The sequence below is a fragment of the Bradyrhizobium pachyrhizi genome (assembly GCF_029714545.1).
GTDB lineage: Bacteria > Pseudomonadota > Alphaproteobacteria > Rhizobiales > Xanthobacteraceae > Bradyrhizobium > Bradyrhizobium pachyrhizi.
Genome location: NZ_CP121667.1, coordinates 5,083,188 through 5,099,107 on the forward strand (window position 1 = coordinate 5,083,188; position 15,920 = coordinate 5,099,107).

Consider the following 15,920-nt stretch of genomic DNA (forward strand, 5'->3'; position numbering starts at 1 on the left):
GAAAGATGTCGAAAGAACCAATGAACAGCTTCGCCGGAAAATGGGCTCTGATCACCGGGGCGTCGAGTGGCCTCGGCCTTGAATTTGCAGATCTGCTGGCTGCGCAGAAAGTCAATCTCGTATTGGCGGCCCGACGGCAGGAGTCGATGGAAAAGCTTGCCGCCGATCTGCGCCGCAAATACGGGGTGGATGTGCTGGTCGAGGCGATCGATCTTGCCGCGCCAGGCGCGGCCAGCCGCTTGAAAAGCAGTCTCGATGCGAGGTCGGTGACGATCGACATCTTGCTGAACAATGCCGGATACGGCTTGCACGGCGCTTTGTTGGACACGCCGATCGAGCGCACGACAGACATGATCCAGCTCAACATCACGACGCTCACAGAGCTTACCAATCTCTTCGGCCGCGATATGGCCAAGCGGCGGTCTGGACATATCCTTCTCGTCGCCAGCCTCTTGGCCTTTCAAGCCGTTCCCAGCTACGCGGCCTATGCGGCGACCAAGGCGTATGTACTCGCCCTTGGCGAGGCCCTGTATGAAGAGCTCCGCCCGCACGGTGTCGTCGTCACCACTCTCTGCCCGGGACACACCGCGACGGGTTTCGATGCGGCAGCCGGCGCAACCACGTCGGCCTTGCTGCGGCTCCTCACCATGCAGCCGCGTCCGGTCGCCGAGACCGGAATTCGGGCGCTCTTGCAACGAAAGGCTATGGCGATCCCGGGCCTGGCCAACAAGATGGCTGCCTTCTCAAATCGCCTGACGCCGCGTTCAATGCAACGGGCCACGATGAAAAGAATTATGGACGCTTAACTTCTGGAGCGCTGGCGTGTGGGCTCATCGAACAAGCGGGGCCTCTGGCATCAGACAGCCTAGTTAAGAACCAATTAGAGCAAGGATATGTCATGGCACAGCACAATGCCGATCGGGTCGCCGGCTGGAATGGCCAAAGCGGGGAGCGCTGGATCGCCCACCAGGCCCGGCTCGACGCCAGGCTGGAGGTGTTCGGCCAGGCCGCGATCGAAGCCGCCGCGCCGGCGGCGGCCGAGCGCGTGCTGGACGTCGGCTGCGGCGCGGGGGGCAAAGTGCTGGGCGTGGACATATCCGAACCGCTGATCAGCCGAGCGCGCGCGCGTGCGCCACAGGATACGCAGGTCCTGTTCCGGGTGGCCGACGCCAGCGGCGCCGTGCTGCCCGAGGGCGCGTTCGACATCCTGTTCTCGCGTTTCGGAGTGATGTTCTTCGCCGATCCGACAAAGGCGTTCGCCCATATGCGCCGTGCGCTCAAGCCGGGCGGGCGGGTCGCTTTCGTCTGCTGGCGCGGCGTGGCCGAGAACGATTGGATGCGCCTGCCGATGGACGCGATCAAGGGCATCGTCCCGCCGACGGCGCCGCCCGATCCCGAAGCGCCCGGTCCATTCTCGTTCGGCGACCGGGGGCGGGTGGCTCGGATCCTGACGGTGGCCGGCTTCACTGATATCGCTATCGCGCCCTTCGATGCTTCCGTCCCGCTTGGCGAGGGCGCGACGCGGGACGCGGCGATCGACGACGCGGTGAAGATGACGTTGGAGGTCGGCCCGCTGTCGCGCGCGCTCGTTGATCAGCCCGACGACATCCGCGCCCGCGCCTCGGCCGCGGTTCGTGCCGCCTTCGCGGGCCGCCCCGGCGAGCAGTCGGTGATGATCGATAGCGCGACGTGGATCGTCACGGCGCGCAATCCCGCAAGCTGAGGCATTAACAGGGGAGACGCCCCCGCTCGGATCGCCCTGCCCCTACAGCGTCTGCACGTCGACCACGCCGACGACCGCCTTGATCGCGCCGGCGATCTGCGGCGAGACCTTGTAGCGGCCGGGCAGCTTCATCTCCACCTCGGTCTCGAGGTCGAGCATCATGACCAGCGAAACGTCGCCATCGGTTCCTGCCACCGGCGGCGGCGCTGTTGCCACCGGCTTTGCCGCCGGCGCCTTTGCCGCGCCGCCTGGTGCGGGCGCGGCGTCCGGCATGTTGAGCCGGCGGGCGATCGAATCCAGCGGCTTGGTGTCGCGCACGAAGATGCGCAGGCCCTTTTGCGTCTTGGCCGCGGCGTGATCGAGCGGTTCGGCGTGCAGCACCCGCGCCCGCACGTCCTCGCCCTGCAACTCGGCGCCGAGCTGCAACAGCACGGCCGCGCCCGGCTCGAGCACATCGCGGTATTGCGCGAGTCCCTCCGAGAACAGCACCGCCTCGAAATGGCCGGTTGGGTCCGACAGGCCCATGATGCCCATCTTGTTGCCGGTCTTGGTGCGCCGCTCCATGCGCGACACCACCGTCGCCGCGACCTTGCCCGCCGTGGCGCCTGTCTTCACCGCGCGCGAAAACTCCGCCCAGGATTGCACGCGAAGCCGCTTCAGCGCGGTCGCGTAGTCGTCGAGCGGATGGCCCGACAGGAAGAAGCCGATCGCGTCATATTCGCGTCGCAGCCGGTCCGCGGGCAGCCACGGCTCGACCTGCGGCAGCATGATGCTGGGCGCGTCGGGCGCGCTGCCGAACATGTCGTTCTGGCCCGAGGTCGCGGCTTCATGACTGCGCTGGCAGGCAGCGAGGATCGCATCGGCGCCGGCGAACACGCGCGCGCGATTGGGCTCCAGCGTGTCGAAGGCGCCGGCCGCCGCAAGGGACTCGATGATCCGCTTGTTGACGGCGCGCGGGCTCACCCGCGCGGCAAAATCGGCGAGCGAGGTGAAGGCGCCCTTCTTGCGCTCCGCAATGATCTGCTCGACCGCCTGGATGCCGACGCCCTTCAGCGCAGCGAGCGCGTAATAGATCGTGTTGTCGCTGACCTCGAAGGTCGCACCCGAGCGATTGATGTTGGGCGCCTCGACCTTGATGCCGAGCCGCTGCGCCTCGGAGCGGAATTCGGACAGCTTGTCGGTGTTGTTGAGTTCGAGCGTCATCGACGCCGCGAGGAACTCGACCGGATAATGCGCCTTCATATAGGCGGTGTGGTACGACACCAGCGCATAGGCCGCCGCGTGGCTCTTGTTGAAGCCGTAGTCGGCGAACTTGGCGAGCAGCTCGAAGATGGTTTCCGCCTGCCCCTTCGCCACGCCGTTCTTCATCGCGCCGGCGACGAAGATGTCGCGCTGCTTGTCCATCTCGGCGCGGATCTTCTTGCCCATCGCGCGACGCAGCAGGTCGGCCTGGCCGAGCGAGTAACCCGCCATCTGCTGTGCGATCTGCATCACCTGTTCCTGATAGATGATGACGCCGAAGGTCTCCTTCAGGATCGGCTCCAGGATCGGATGCAGATATTCCGATTCCTCGTCGCCGTGCTTGCGCGCGCAATAGGTCGGGATGTTCGCCATCGGGCCCGGGCGATACAGCGCCACCAGCGCGATGATGTCCTCGAAACGGTCCGGCCGCATGTCGATCAGCGCGCGCCGCATGCCCTGGCTTTCCACCTGGAACACGCCGACCACATCGCCCCGCGCCAGCATCTGGTAACTCGCCGCATCGTCGATCGGCAGCGTGGCGAGATCGACATGGACGTCGCGCTGCTTGAGCAACTTCACCGCGACATCGAGCACCGTCAGCGTCTTGAGGCCGAGGAAGTCGAACTTCACGAGGCCGGCCGGCTCGACCCATTTCATGTTGAACTGGGTGACCGGCATGTCGGATTTCGGATCGCGATACATCGGCACCAGCTCGCTGAGCGGCCGGTCGCCGATCACGATACCGGCGGCGTGCGTCGAGGCGTGGCGGGTCAGGCCCTCGAGGCGCTGCGCGATATCGAAGGCGCGCGCCACCACCGGATCCTCGTCGCGGAACGCCTGTAGCTTCGGCTCGCCCTCGATCGCCTGCGCCAGCGTGACGGGGGCTGCGGGATTCTGCGGCACAAGCTTGGTCAGCTTGTCGACCTGTCCGTACGGCATCTGCAGCACGCGCCCGACGTCGCGCAGCACACCGCGCGCCTGCAGCGTACCGAAGGTGATGATCTGCGCCACCTGGTCGCGGCCGTAGCGCTCCTGCACATACTGGATCACCTCGCCGCGGCGGTCCTGGCAGAAGTCGATGTCGAAGTCCGGCATCGAGACGCGTTCGGGATTGAGGAAGCGCTCGAACAGCAGCGCAAAGCGCATCGGGTCGAGGTCGGTGATGGTGAGCACCCATGCGACCAGCGAGCCGGCGCCGGAGCCGCGGCCCGGTCCGACCGGAATGCCCTGCGCCTTCGCCCATTTGATGAAGTCGGAGACGATCAGGAAGTAGCCCGCATATTTCATGCGGGTGATGACGTCGAGCTCGAAGGCGAGACGCTTGGCGTAGTCCTCTTCCGTCATGCCGGGCGAGAGACCATGCACCCGCAGCCGGTTGGCGAGCCCCTCCTCCGCCTGGCGCTTCAGCTCGGCGGCCTCGTCGGCGGCGGCATCGACGCTCGACGCGGCACCGACGGTGAAGAACGGCAGGATCGGCTTGCGGGTCTTCGGCCGGAACGAGCAGCGCTCGGCGATCTCGACCGTCGAGGCCAGCGCCTCCGGAATATCGGCGAACAGCACCGCCATTTCGGCGCGGGTCTTGAAGCGGTGATCGGGGGTCAGCTGCTCCCGATTGGTCTCGGCGATCAGATGGCCGCCGGCGATGCACAGCAGCGCGTCATGCGATTCGTAATCGTCATTGCTGGCGAAATACGGCTCGTTGGTCGCAACCAGCGGCAGGCCCTTGCTGTAGGCGAGATCGATCAGGCCGGCCTCGGTGCGGCGCTCCTTGTCGACGCCGTGGCGCTGCAATTCGATGTAGAGGCGATCGCCGAACAGGCCGGCCAAACGTTCACAGCGGGTCGCGGCCAATGCCGCCTGTTCGGCACGCAGCGCCAGCGCGATCGGCCCGTCGGGGCCGCCGGTCAGCGCGATCAGGTCCTCGGCGTCGTCGGTGAGCCAATCGAACTTGATGTGCGGGGTCTGGTTGACCGGCGTCTCCAGGAACGCCCGCGAGTTCAGCCGCATCAGGCTGCGGTAGCCGCGCTCGCGCGCCGCCAGCAGCACGATTCGCGCCGGGCCCGTCGTCGCAAGGATGCTGCGCGTATTCGGATCGACGTCGCCGAAATCCACCGCCAGCTCGCAGCCGACGATCGGCTGGATGCCGTAGCCGGCCATCTTGTCGGAGAATTCCAGCGCGCCGAACATGTTGTCGGTATCGGTCAGCGCCAGCGCGGGCTGGCGGTCGGCCTTCGCGAGCTCGCCCAGCTTGGCGATCTTGATCGAGCCCTTCAGCAGCGAATAGGCGGAATGAACGTGAAGATGAACGAATCCGGCATTCGGCATGGCTGCTTAGGGAATCTCTTGAGTCAGGGATGGAGCGAGCGCCAGGGCCGGAACTCGAAAGCGTCAGACCCGACTCGCAATCCCATGGTGGGGCCTGAACCCTGCCAAGTCCACGCCGAACGCGGCGTGGCGGCAAGTCCTCCTGCTTTTCCCCAAGGGCAAGCCACGCCGCTGGTGATGCCCCTGTCCCGCGGGCGAATTTTCAGAATTGGGTGATCAGCTGGGCCCACACCGCGATCATCCCGACGAACAGCGTGATCGATGCCAGCGCTGCAGCTTCTTGCACGAAAATCTTCAACATGGCCGCTCTCCCTGAACCGGAACGTATGCAGAACATTGTTCCTTTTTTGTTCTAGGAGTCAAGCAACGCCAGCAACCCCGTTCGAGAAGTGACCCCTGTGGTTAATTCCCGGCCGGCCGACGTCTCGGCGCCATCAATGATCCGATGGCGAGCGTGTCTTGAGGCTCCGGGAAGCTAGTTACCGCAGCAATTCCCCGCCTGCCTGGGCGGGCACGGGACCGTTCCGTATGAGCAAAACACGCAGCAATCTCCTGCTTTCGGTTTCAGGCGAGTGCCGCAGCCCTTGCAATCATGGAAGAACCGGCAGGCGTCGGTCGGCATCGTCTCGACGGAGACATGGCCGCAGGATGGGCACGTCAGTTGGGAGATCAGCTGCAGGTCCGTCATGCCGCGAATATGCGGCGTTGACCGATCGGTTGGAAAGCCCCGCCCAATCAAATCCGACCCGAATCCCGGAGCGGACGGGCAAAGCCGGTCTCCTGCTCCTGGCCAACGGGCGGCGGCGCCAGGTCAACAAAAAACCCCGGGCCGAGGCCCGGGGTTTTCGATGTCGCTTGGATCAAGCGAGCGATCAGTACTTCGCGATGACCGGGCCACCGAACTTGTAGTTCAGACGGCCGAGGACCATGTCGGTGTCGCCACCGGTGTGGAAGCCGGTCACGGCAACACCCGCCGGGGTCACGAAGGTCGCGCCATGGGTGTCTTCGAAGATGTGATTGTACTCGACGCCGAGCGACCAGCCCTGCGAGAAGGCGAATTCGAGGCCAACGCCCACCGTCGGGCTCCAACGGGTGTCGAAGCCGGTCTCGGACGCCAGATTGCCGGCCGCGTTGAGGAACTGGAAGTTGCGATCGGTGACCGCAGCACCGCCCTTGGCGTACAGCAGGACGTTGTTCCAGGCGTAGCCGATCTGACCGGTGAACAGGCCGAACGCATCGGTCTTCGAGCGAACGATGCCGCCCGGGACGACCAGGTTGCCGGTGCTGCCGGAGAAGTCAGCCCAGTTGCCCTGAGCTTCCAGACCGAACACCCAGCCGCCGGCCTGCCAGCGGTAGCCGATCTGGCCACCGACGGTGCCGCCGTTGGCGTCGAAGCTTCCGACGCCACCGAAGCCGTCGACCGAACGGTTGTCGTGGCTCTGGCCCCAACCACCGTTGATACCAATGTAGAAGCCAGTCCAATCATAAACTGCGGCAACCATGGGCGGCGGAGCCTTGGTGTAAGGGCGAGCCGCGAGGTCAGCCGCGGAGGCAGCAGTCGCGCTGAGCGCGAGCATGCTGGCGGTGACAAGCAAAATCTTTTTCATTTTCCCGTTCCAACTTTTTCTACAGGCCCCCAAGGCCGCGAGACACCGTCATAGCAGCCCCCGGCGGAATTGCTGTAACTTCGCGGCAACAGGCAGGGCCAAACGACTTCGCTCAAATTTGAAGTTAATACTGTATTACGGGCACTTCCCGGAGCTTTTGCCACATAGTCGCCGCACAATCTTCACAATTCGGATCTGCATGCGCAGCTGCGCGCAAGATCGTGTTGACCGGAACCGGCTTGTCCGATCTGGATCGTCGCCAAGGTCGAATCTTCGCAGCAAAAGGAATGCACATGCGGACGATGATTCTTGCTGCTGCGGCGTCTGTGGTTGCATTCGCAGCGCTGGGGACTGCGCCCGCACATGCCGTCGGCGTGCGTTACCCGTTCTGCATTCAGGGCGACCGCTATCCCGGCCTGAGCAACTGCTCCTATCCATCGTATGAGGCGTGCCTGGCCACCGCTTCGGGCATCGGGCAGAACTGCATCGCCAACCCCTATTATGCCGGCGACAACGACCCGCGCTCGTATCTTAACGTCCCCCCGCGAAACCGCCGTGAGGGCAATTTCTTCGACCTGTTCATCCACTGACGCCCGATCCAGCAAACACCGGCGCGGGAATGTGAATTGATCCGGCGCTGCGCGCAGGTGCCTATTCGCGTGCGCTCGGCATCAGCATTGCCGGCGCCGACGAGGAGATTTCTGATGCGCAGTCTGATTCTGGCACTCTTGCCGACACTCCTGGCCTTGGCAGCCGCGCCGGCCAGCGCCCAGAAATACGATTCGACCTCGCCGGTCTGCAAAACCAACTACCGATGGGGCGGTGAGGATACCGATTGCGGCTACACGTCGATCGCGCAGTGCCAGGCCTCGGCGTCCGGCCTCGCGGCGATCTGCATCAACAACCCCTATTATGCCGGGCCGCCGATCGACGGTCGGCCGAGAGCATCCGGCAGACGGCCTCGCCCCGCTTATTGAAAGCCAGAAGCATTTCGTTCCGATCGAAGCGACACGGAAAAAGGCTCTGGATTCTCTTACCTTAGGGCGACTTCTTCACGCGCACCGCTAGCCAGTTCGCGCGACGGCGCACTATTCCAGCTCGACAACCTGTCCGTTCGACAGCGACACCCGGCGATCCATTCGCGCGGCAAGATCGAGATTGTGAGTCGCGATCAGCATCGCGACCCGGGTCGCCTTCACGAGTTGCATCAGCGCGTTGAAGACGTGATCGGCCGTGCCGGGATCGAGATTGCCAGTCGGCTCGTCCGCGAACAGCACCCGGGGCGCGTTGGCAACCGCGCGCGCGATCGCGACACGCTGCTGCTCGCCACCCGAGAGCTCGGCCGGACGATGGGTGATGCGATCGCCGAGCCCGAGATAGGAGAGAATCTCGGTCGACCGTTTCACGGTTTCGGAGCGTTTGAGGCCGCGAATCATCTGCGGCAGCATGACGTTCTCGAGCGCCGAGAACTCCGGCAGCAGCCGGTGCGATTGATAGACGAAGCCGATATCGGAACGGCGAATCTGGGTGCGGTCGACGTCGGACATCTGCGAGGTCGGCGTGCCCGCGACATAGACTTCGCCTTCATCAGGGGTCTCCAGCAGGCCCGCGATGTGCAGCAATGTCGACTTGCCGGACCCCGACGGCGCCACCAGCGCCACCGATTGACCGGGCCACAGCGCGAGCTTGGCGCCGTTCAGGACCGTCAGCGTCGCTTCGCCCTGCCGGTATTCCCGCTTGATGTCATGAAGATAGACGACCGGTGTGTCTTCCGCCCCCTCCGCCATGTGCGCTCCTTATTCGTACCGGAGCGCGTCGACCGGATCGAGGCGCGCGGCGCGCCACGACGGGTAGAGCGTCGCAAGGAAGGACAGCGTCAGCGCCATGATCACGACGGCGAGCGTCTCGCCAAAATCGATTTCAGCAGGCAGCTTCGACAGGAAATATAGCGTGGGATCGAACAATTCCGTGTTGGTCAGCCACGACAGGAATTGCCTGATGGTTTCGATGTTGAAGCAGATCAGCAAGCCGACCAGCAGACCGACCAGCGTACCGACGACGCCGATCGATGCGCCGGTGATCAGGAATATCCGCATGATCGAGCCCTGCGAGGCGCCCATGGTCCGCAGGATCGCGATGTCCTGACCCTTGTCCTTCACCAGCATGATCAGCCCCGAGACGATGTTGAGCGCCGCGACCAGCACGATCATGGTCAGGATCAGGAACATCACGTTGCGTTCGACCTGAAGCGCGTTGAAGAAGGTCGAATTGCGCTGCCGCCAGTCGACCAGGAACACCGGACGGCCGGCCGCCTCGGTCACCAGCTTGCGATAGGTTTCGATCTTGTCCGGATTGGTGGTGAACACCTCGATCGAGGACACGTCGTTGTTGCGGTTGAAATAGGCCTGCGCCTCGGTCAACGGCATGAACACGAAGGTCGAATCATATTCCGACATGCCGATCTCGAACACCGCGGTGATCTTGTAGGGCTTGATGCGCGGCGTGGTGCCCATCGGCGTCACCGCGCCCTTCGGCGAGACCAGCGTGATCATGTCGCCGGCATGCAGCGATAGCTGGTCGGCGAGGCGGCGACCGATCGCGACGCCCTGTCCCTCATCAAAGCCCTCGAGCGAGCCTTGTTTGATGTTCTTTGCGATCGACGTGAGGTTGTTGAGATCGTCGGCGCGGATGCCGCGGATGAAAACGCCGGCGGCGTTGAACGGCGATGAACCGAGCCCCTGCCCGTCGACCACCGGCGCGGCGAGACGGATGCCCTGCACCTGGCTGATGCGGTCGGCGACATCCTTCCAGTCGGTCAGCGGCGATTCCAGCGGCTGCACCAGAATATGTCCGTTGAGGCCGAGGATCTTGTCCAGCAATTCCTTGCGGAAGCCGTTCATGACCGCCATCACCACGATCAGCGTGGCGACGCCGAGCATGATGCCGAGGAACGAAAAGCCGGCGATGACCGAAATGAAGCCCTCCTTGCGGCGCGCGCGCAGATAGCGTCCGGACAGCAGCCATTCGAATGGCGCAAAAGGCGGGGTACGGACTGGCTCGTTCATGGTCTCATCCATTTGTCGATAATCCCATGATTCGGGCCAAATGTGGCCGGATTACCCCGTCGATCAGCGCGGCGTGAATAAACTTTAACCCGCGAGCTTCGCGACCACGTCGGCGGGGCTCATGTTGTCGCGTGAGCCGTCGCTGCGACGCTTCACTTCGACCTTGCCGTCCGCAAGCCCCTTGGGTCCGACCAGAATCTGCCACGGGATGCCGATCAGATCGGCCGCGGCGAACTTGGCGCCGGCACGCTGGTCGGTGTCGTCGTACAGTACGTCGACGCCCTTCGCCAAGAGCTCGCGATAGAGCTGCTCGCAGGCGCCATCGACCGCAGCATCGCCCTGCTTGAGATTGAGGATCGCGGCGCGGAACGGCGCGACGGCCTCGGGCCATTTGATGCCGGCGTCATCGTGACACGCTTCGATGATCGCGCCGACCAGGCGCGACACGCCGACGCCGTAGGAGCCGCCATGGATCGGCACGTCGACGCCGTCGGGACCGGCCACCATCGCCTTCATAGTCTCGGAATATTTGGTGCCGAAATAGAAGATCTGGCCGACCTCGATGCCGCGGGTGTTCAGCCGCTTTGCCTCGGGCACTTCCTGTTCGAAGCGCGCGGCCTCGTGGACGTCCTCGGTCGCGGCGTAGACCGAAGTCCACTGCTTGATGATCGGCGTCAGATCACCGTCATAATCGACGTCCGCGCCCGGCACCGGCAGGTCCAGCACATCGCGGTTGATGTAGACGCCGGACTCGCCGGTCTCCGCGAGCACGATGAATTCGTGGCTGAGGTCGCCGCCTATCGGGCCGGTCTCGGCCCGCATCGGGATCGCCTTGAGGCCCATCCGCGCAAAGGTGCGCAAATAGGCCACGAACATCTTGTTGTAGGAGCGCCGCGCGCCGGCCTCGTCGAGGTCGAACGAATAGGCGTCCTTCATCAGGAACTCGCGGCCGCGCATCACGCCGAAGCGCGGACGCTGCTCGTCGCGGAATTTCCACTGGATGTGGTAGAGGTTGAGCGGCAGGTTCTTGTAGGACTTGATGTAGGAGCGGAAAATCTCCGTGATCATTTCCTCGTTTGTCGGCCCGTACAACAGCTCGCGCTTGTGACGGTCGAGGATGCGCAGCATCTCCGGGCCATAGGCGTCGTAGCGGCCGCTTTCGCGCCAGAGATCAGCGAGCTGCAGCGTCGGCATCAAGAGCTCGAGCGCGCCGGCGCGGTCCTGTTCCTCGCGAACGATCTGCTCGATCTTCTTCAGCACCCTGAAGCCGAGCGGCAGCCAGGCATAAATGCCGGCAGCCTCCTGCCGCATCATGCCCGCGCGCAACATCAGCCGATGCGAGACGATCTCCGCCTCTTTCGGGTTTTCTTTCAGGATGGGCAGGAAAAACCGCGACAATCGCATGGCGTTACTCGGGAATCAGGAAAGCGTGGGAAGAGCTGCAGTGAAACCGGATCGGCTGTGAAAACACAAGGCCGCCAAATAAGAAAAACCCTTCAAATCAGGCGATTTTCGGCCATTTGAACGAATTGCGCGCCGTCGAAGTGCCGAGCGCGCCGACCGCGGCTTTACCTGACCTCGAAATCGTCTTCCAGCGTCACTTTCTTGAAATCGGTCACCAGGGCGTCGATCTGCATGTGCCAGCGGCCCGGGACCGGCAGCGGCACCTTGCGCACGTGCCAGTAGCCATCGGCACCGCGCGCGGCGGCGCGTTCCATCGGTTCGATGCCGCGCTCGGGCAGGCTCAGCGTCAGCGTCGCCTCCTTGGCCGCGAACGGGCTGGCATCGCCGTTCATCAGCTGCAGCACGAAGTCATTCGGCCCGACCTTGCCCGGCGCGATCAGCACCTGGAACATCGCGGCATCGGTGTGGATATGGACCGCGAGCGGAACATCGGCCGACATCGCCAGCACGCGCGGCGGCGGCGTGAAACGCCAGAGTGCAACGAGGCCGAGAATGGCGATCATCAGCACGAATTCCAGCGCGATCGAGCGCTGCAGCGGCCGTGTCCGATGAAATTCGCGCGCGATGGCCGGCGTGAACACCAACCGGTTCAGCGCAGCGAGCCCGAGCAGCAGCACCACCAGCACCAGTTTCGCAACAAGGATGTTGCCGTACCCGGTGTCGATCAGCGCGCGAAAGCTTTCGAGCTGGACGACGGCGAGCGCCAGGCCCGACAAGGCGATCAAGGCGACGACCGGCACTGCGAGCGTCGAAAAATGCCGCAGCACCCGCAGCAGCGAATCCTTGCGCTGCCAGGCAAGCACCGCCAGCGGCGCCAGCGCGCCCATCCAGAACGCCACGCCAATGCCGTGGATGAACAGCGCGGTCCGCGTCAGCCATTGCGGCGAGGCCGTGGCGGCATGGCCGCTAACCGCAAACGACAGCCCGACACAGATCATTGCTATCGCAGTGCGGGTGAAGGCTGCACCGAACGACGGGCTGCGCCAGGCAATCGCCGCGATCAGCATCGCGGCAATCGCGAGCAGCAGCGTGGGGAACAGGCTGGTGCCGGCGGCACCGGCCCATGCCGCCCGCGTCACGATGCCCGAGAGCGGCAGGTTCAAGAGGTCGACGCCCTGCAGTCCAAGCGACGCGATCGCGCCGACAAGGCCGATCTTCAGCGACCACATGATCAGTCGTTCGCCGGCCGGGCCCTGCCCGATCCAGGCGGCAAAGAACACGCCGCCGACGCCGACAAACAAGCCCACATAGAGCCCGAGCCGCGCCAGCCAGATCAGTGCATGGAGCGCGCCGTCGGCCGATGGCGCCGCCGAGCCGGTGACGACGCCGATCGAAAACAGCAGCGAGCCGGCGACCGGATGGCCATCCTGCGACACCACGCGATAGCTGACCACCTGCGTGCCCTGTGGCAGGCCCGCCGGCAGCGTCACCACCACCGACTGGTCGACGGCGCGGATCGCGACGTCGCGCGGCTTGCCCGCAGCGTCGAGCAGGCTGACGGCCGTCGGCGCCACCACTTCGTTGAAGCGGAGCACCACCGTCCTGGGTGCTTCAGCCACCACACTGCCGTCGGCCGGCTCGGCCCCGATCAGGACGGCATGCGCATGGGCCGAGGTCGCAAGACACAGCGCCACGAGCAGCGCTGCGAGGTTTGCGACCAGCCGCATCGCTTACGACTTCGGCAGCAGCTTGACGCCGGGCGCCGGTGTCTTGCTGCCATGGTCGTGCCCGCCGCCCTGCCCGTCGGCCGGGATATCGATCCAGCGGCTGACGCCCTGCTCGCACTCCTGCACGACCGGAAAATACAACGTGGTGTTGGGCTTCAAGGTATCGGTGAGAAACGTCTGCATCACGAACTCGTCGTAGTTCTGGTCCGCGAGCTTGCCACCGCTCCAGGCGACTTCCTTGACGCCCTCGGAAAGCTTGGCGCCGTGATAGTCGTATTGGGCGGCGTATTTGCCGGTGACCGTATCGAGAGTCCAACCCGCCTTCGGCATCGGCTTCACTCCGATCACGCCCTCCGGAATCTGCACCCGGATCTTGATCGTCGCCGAGCCCGCGCAGCCATGCGGCACGGCGAACACCGCCTTGTAATACGATCCGACCGCCGCCTGCTTCCTTCGAGCGTGATATGCGCGATCGCCGGCTGCGCTGCGAGCAGCGCCACCATGGCAATAAGGAGCGTCTGTGATCGCATGGTTCCCCTCACATCTTCTTCATGTCCATGTGACCGGAATGGTCGCCACGGCCGGAATGACCGCCGCCCGGTGCCTGCGCGCCGACGGCCTGCACGTCCAGCGAGACCGAGACCTTGCCGGCCTTTTCGAATTCGAGCGTGACCGGCACCTTGTCGCCCTGCTTCAGCGGATTCTTCAGGTCGAACAACATCAGATGATAGCCGCCCGGCGCGAGCTTCACCGTCTTGCCGGGCTCGATGGTGAGGCCCTTGTCGAGCGCGCGCATCTTCATCACGCCATTGTCCATCGACATCTCGTGGACTTCGATCTTGCCGGCAACATCGCCGGAGCCCGACACCAGCCGGTCGGGCGTCGTCCCCTTGTTCTCGATCGTCAGGTAGCCGCCGCCGATCTTGGCGCCGTTCGGCGTTGCGCGCGTCCAGGCCTGCGTGATCACGAGGTCGCCGGCCTTGACGTCCTCGGCGCGCGCGGACGTCGAGACGAGTGCAGCGGTCAGCACTGCGAGGGCAAGGATGCGGGAAAGCGTCTTCATGGCGGCGGATTTCCTTTCAAGTTGAAATTGAGGTGTTATCGGGTTGCTGCCGACTGGGCGCTGGACCATTTGTCCAGATCGGCAATTTCGGCCGACCCTTCGATCGTCGTGATCGTTCCATCCCGGGCAATCAGCATGGTTCGCGGGATATCGCCTTGCCAGGCCGGATCAATCTCAAATCTTAACCGCTCGGCAAAGCCGTCGTCGAAAATCCAGTTTTCGGCCGCGCCGAGGCCGGCGCGATCCAGCATCGATCGCGTCGCCTCCGGAAGGTTGGGAACCAGATCCGCGCTGATCGTGACGACATCGATTCCGGTATGATCCTTCATGAACTGGCCAAGCTCTGGCAACTCGACCTTGCATGGTCCGCAGGTCACTCCCCAGAAGTGCACCAGGGTCGGATGACCGGCATGCGCATGTAGCAGCTTTTGCCAGCTGCCCCGTTCGAACGGTTTTGGCGCGCCCTCGCCCGCCGCCAGTGCAGACGGCAGCGTCGCGAGCAGAATCAGCACAGCCAGCAGATGACGCTTCATGGTTCGCCCTCGATCGCTTGAAAATGGTAGCCGTCGGCCTTCGTCATCCACGACAGATAGGTCTGCCGGCTGTCCGAGACGAGCAGCGGATGGTCGGAACTGTCGGCGGTGTCCGCGATCACCGTCGGCTTCGACCATGTCGCTCCATCGTCGTGCGACGTCATGAGGTCGATTGTCGTCTTCTGCCCGTCGAATTCCTTCCAGGCCATCACGAGCCCCTGCGGCCCCGCGACGATGTGCGGCCGTGAAGGGCTGCGGTTCGGCTGACCGACCGGAAGCGGATCGGAGAAGGTTTTGCCGCCGTCGCGCGAGCGCGCATAGAACAATCCCTTGCGCGCCTTGCCGTTGGTGTACCACGTCACATGGTAGGTTCCTTCGGGCGATATGGTCAGGCTCGGACCGTGATGCGGACAGGCCGCGATCTGCCAGTCGTCGCGGCTCACCCGATGGATCTCGCCGGGCGCAGCCAGGTCGGAGAACGTCACGATCGCATGGTCGCGCACGCCGCCCTCAAAGATGTTCCGGAACACGACCACCGGATGGCCCGCGCCATCGAACGCCAGCCCGAGGCGGCAGCACTCGCAGGTGTTGTCGGCGACGAGCCGCGCGTCGGAATAGGTTGCCCCGCCATCTCCGGATGACGCGAAAAACAATCCGGCACCGTCATATTTCTGGCCGCGCTGCTGCGCCGGCACGCGGTTGCGCTTGTCGAGCCACGCGGCAAACACCGCCCCCGCAGGATCGAAACCGATCGCCTCGAACCGTTGGCTCTCATTGCTCGTGGTGATCGGCTTCGGCGCATCGAAGCTGCGCCCGCCATCGGTCGATCGCGTGGTCAGCACCTGACCGTTGAAATTCTGATCGCGGAAGATCGAGAAGGCCACAGCGATGTTGCCCTTGGCATCGATCGCGAGCTTCGGCCGCGCATCCGGTCCCCAATCGAGATTGAGCCGCTCCCGGGTGACCTGCACCGGCGTGGAAAAGCTCTTGCCCTGGTCTTTTGAGCTCGCGACGGAGATCCGACCTCCGGCCATCCACGCCAGCCACAATGTCCCATCCCGCCCAAAGGCGGGCGTGACCTTGGTCGCGCAGCGCAGGTCCGTCTCTTCGCAGGCCGCTTCGGAGGCGTGCTGATGGCTCATCTGTGCGACGGCAAGGTTCGGCAACGCCGCGAGCATGAGCGTTGCAAGCAGCGTCAGGGCGACCGGTTTGCGATAGGTCATCGATGCGC

At 64.4% G+C, this 15,920-nt stretch carries 14 protein-coding genes and 1 pseudogene; 4 read left to right on the forward strand and 11 right to left on the reverse strand.

Going from position 1 to position 15,920, the window contains the following annotated elements:
• Nucleotides 1-5: 5 nt before the first annotated feature.
• Both QA639_RS23870 and QA639_RS23875 read left to right on the forward strand, forming a co-directional pair.
• A complete protein-coding gene (locus QA639_RS23870; RefSeq protein WP_283087516.1) occupies nucleotides 6-806 on the forward strand; it encodes an SDR family NAD(P)-dependent oxidoreductase in 801 nt (266 codons plus the stop codon).
• Between the two features lie 92 nt (nucleotides 807-898).
• A complete protein-coding gene (locus tag QA639_RS23875; RefSeq protein WP_283087517.1) occupies nucleotides 899-1,723 on the forward strand; it encodes a class I SAM-dependent methyltransferase in 825 nt (274 codons plus the stop codon).
• A gap of 42 nt (nucleotides 1,724-1,765) precedes the next feature.
• On the opposite strand, the gene dnaE is transcribed toward QA639_RS23875, so the two are convergent.
• The 3 genes from dnaE to QA639_RS23890 form a co-directional block, all read right to left on the reverse strand.
• On the reverse strand, nucleotides 1,766-5,290 hold the full coding sequence (dnaE, locus tag QA639_RS23880) for a DNA polymerase III subunit alpha (RefSeq protein WP_283087518.1): 3,525 nt from the start codon (nucleotides 5,288-5,290) through the stop codon (nucleotides 1,766-1,768).
• Between the two features lie 475 nt (nucleotides 5,291-5,765).
• Nucleotides 5,766-5,969, reverse strand: a complete 204-nt coding sequence (locus QA639_RS23885; protein ID WP_080667071.1) for a GDCCVxC domain-containing (seleno)protein — start codon at nucleotides 5,967-5,969, stop codon at nucleotides 5,766-5,768.
• A gap of 193 nt (nucleotides 5,970-6,162) precedes the next feature.
• Nucleotides 6,163-6,897 carry an outer membrane protein gene (locus tag QA639_RS23890; protein WP_028333998.1) on the reverse strand — a complete coding sequence of 245 codons (735 nt, stop codon included), beginning with the start codon at nucleotides 6,895-6,897 and terminating at the stop codon, nucleotides 6,163-6,165.
• A gap of 239 nt (nucleotides 6,898-7,136) precedes the next feature.
• Between QA639_RS23890 and QA639_RS23895 the strand changes: the two genes are divergently transcribed.
• Entirely contained in the window at nucleotides 7,137-7,487 is a 351-nt protein-coding gene (locus tag QA639_RS23895; protein ID WP_283087519.1) for a DUF3551 domain-containing protein, read from the forward strand.
• Nucleotides 7,488-7,601: 114 nt separating this feature from the next.
• Complete coding sequence (locus QA639_RS23900) at nucleotides 7,602-7,874, forward strand: DUF3551 domain-containing protein (protein WP_028333996.1); 273 nt, start codon at nucleotides 7,602-7,604, stop codon at nucleotides 7,872-7,874.
• A gap of 111 nt (nucleotides 7,875-7,985) precedes the next feature.
• Here QA639_RS23900 and QA639_RS23905 read toward each other — a convergent pair whose 3' ends face one another.
• From QA639_RS23905 to QA639_RS23940, 8 genes and pseudogenes are all read right to left on the reverse strand, one after another.
• Nucleotides 7,986-8,684 (reverse strand): ABC transporter ATP-binding protein, encoded by a 699-nt coding sequence (locus QA639_RS23905; protein WP_028333995.1) that lies wholly within the window; start codon nucleotides 8,682-8,684, stop codon nucleotides 7,986-7,988.
• Nucleotides 8,685-8,693: 9 nt separating this feature from the next.
• Nucleotides 8,694-9,974: a lipoprotein-releasing ABC transporter permease subunit gene (locus QA639_RS23910; protein WP_028333994.1), complete on the reverse strand. Its 1,281-nt coding sequence runs from the start codon at nucleotides 9,972-9,974 to the stop codon at nucleotides 8,694-8,696.
• A gap of 72 nt (nucleotides 9,975-10,046) precedes the next feature.
• Nucleotides 10,047-11,366, reverse strand: coding sequence for a proline--tRNA ligase (gene proS, locus QA639_RS23915; protein ID WP_283087520.1), 1,320 nt, complete (start codon nucleotides 11,364-11,366; stop codon nucleotides 10,047-10,049).
• A 164-nt stretch (nucleotides 11,367-11,530) separates the two neighbouring features.
• Complete coding sequence (locus QA639_RS23920) at nucleotides 11,531-13,093, reverse strand: copper resistance CopC/CopD family protein (RefSeq protein WP_283087521.1); 1,563 nt, start codon at nucleotides 13,091-13,093, stop codon at nucleotides 11,531-11,533.
• 3 nt (nucleotides 13,094-13,096) lie between these two features.
• Nucleotides 13,097-13,623, reverse strand: a pseudogene (locus tag QA639_RS23925) (YcnI family copper-binding membrane protein).
• Nucleotides 13,624-13,631: 8 nt separating this feature from the next.
• A complete protein-coding gene (locus tag QA639_RS23930; protein ID WP_283087522.1) occupies nucleotides 13,632-14,156 on the reverse strand; it encodes a copper chaperone PCu(A)C in 525 nt (174 codons plus the stop codon).
• A 35-nt stretch (nucleotides 14,157-14,191) separates the two neighbouring features.
• Nucleotides 14,192-14,689, reverse strand: a complete 498-nt coding sequence (locus tag QA639_RS23935; protein ID WP_283087523.1) for a TlpA family protein disulfide reductase — start codon at nucleotides 14,687-14,689, stop codon at nucleotides 14,192-14,194.
• Entirely contained in the window at nucleotides 14,686-15,912 is a 1,227-nt protein-coding gene (locus tag QA639_RS23940) for a sialidase family protein (RefSeq protein WP_283087524.1), read from the reverse strand. Before QA639_RS23940 ends, QA639_RS23935 begins: the two co-directional genes overlap by 4 nt.
• Nucleotides 15,913-15,920: the final 8 nt, after the last annotated feature.

Coding starts and splice junctions, on each gene's coding strand:
- QA639_RS23870 (WP_283087516.1), top strand. CDS start 6: ATGTCGAAAGAACCAATGAACAGCTTCGCCGGAAAATGGGCTCTGATC.
- QA639_RS23875 (WP_283087517.1), top strand. CDS start 899: ATGGCACAGCACAATGCCGATCGGGTCGCCGGCTGGAATGGCCAAAGC.
- dnaE (WP_283087518.1), bottom strand. CDS start 5,290: ATGCCGAATGCCGGATTCGTTCATCTTCACGTTCATTCCGCCTATTCG.
- QA639_RS23890 (WP_028333998.1), bottom strand. CDS start 6,897: ATGAAAAAGATTTTGCTTGTCACCGCCAGCATGCTCGCGCTCAGCGCG.
- QA639_RS23900 (WP_028333996.1), top strand. CDS start 7,602: ATGCGCAGTCTGATTCTGGCACTCTTGCCGACACTCCTGGCCTTGGCA.
- QA639_RS23905 (WP_028333995.1), bottom strand. CDS start 8,684: ATGGCGGAGGGGGCGGAAGACACACCGGTCGTCTATCTTCATGACATC.
- QA639_RS23910 (WP_028333994.1), bottom strand. CDS start 9,974: ATGGATGAGACCATGAACGAGCCAGTCCGTACCCCGCCTTTTGCGCCA.
- proS (WP_283087520.1), bottom strand. CDS start 11,366: ATGCGATTGTCGCGGTTTTTCCTGCCCATCCTGAAAGAAAACCCGAAA.
- QA639_RS23920 (WP_283087521.1), bottom strand. CDS start 13,093: ATGCGGCTGGTCGCAAACCTCGCAGCGCTGCTCGTGGCGCTGTGTCTT.
- QA639_RS23930 (WP_283087522.1), bottom strand. CDS start 14,156: ATGAAGACGCTTTCCCGCATCCTTGCCCTCGCAGTGCTGACCGCTGCA.
- QA639_RS23935 (WP_283087523.1), bottom strand. CDS start 14,689: ATGAAGCGTCATCTGCTGGCTGTGCTGATTCTGCTCGCGACGCTGCCG.
- QA639_RS23940 (WP_283087524.1), bottom strand. CDS start 15,912: ATGACCTATCGCAAACCGGTCGCCCTGACGCTGCTTGCAACGCTCATG.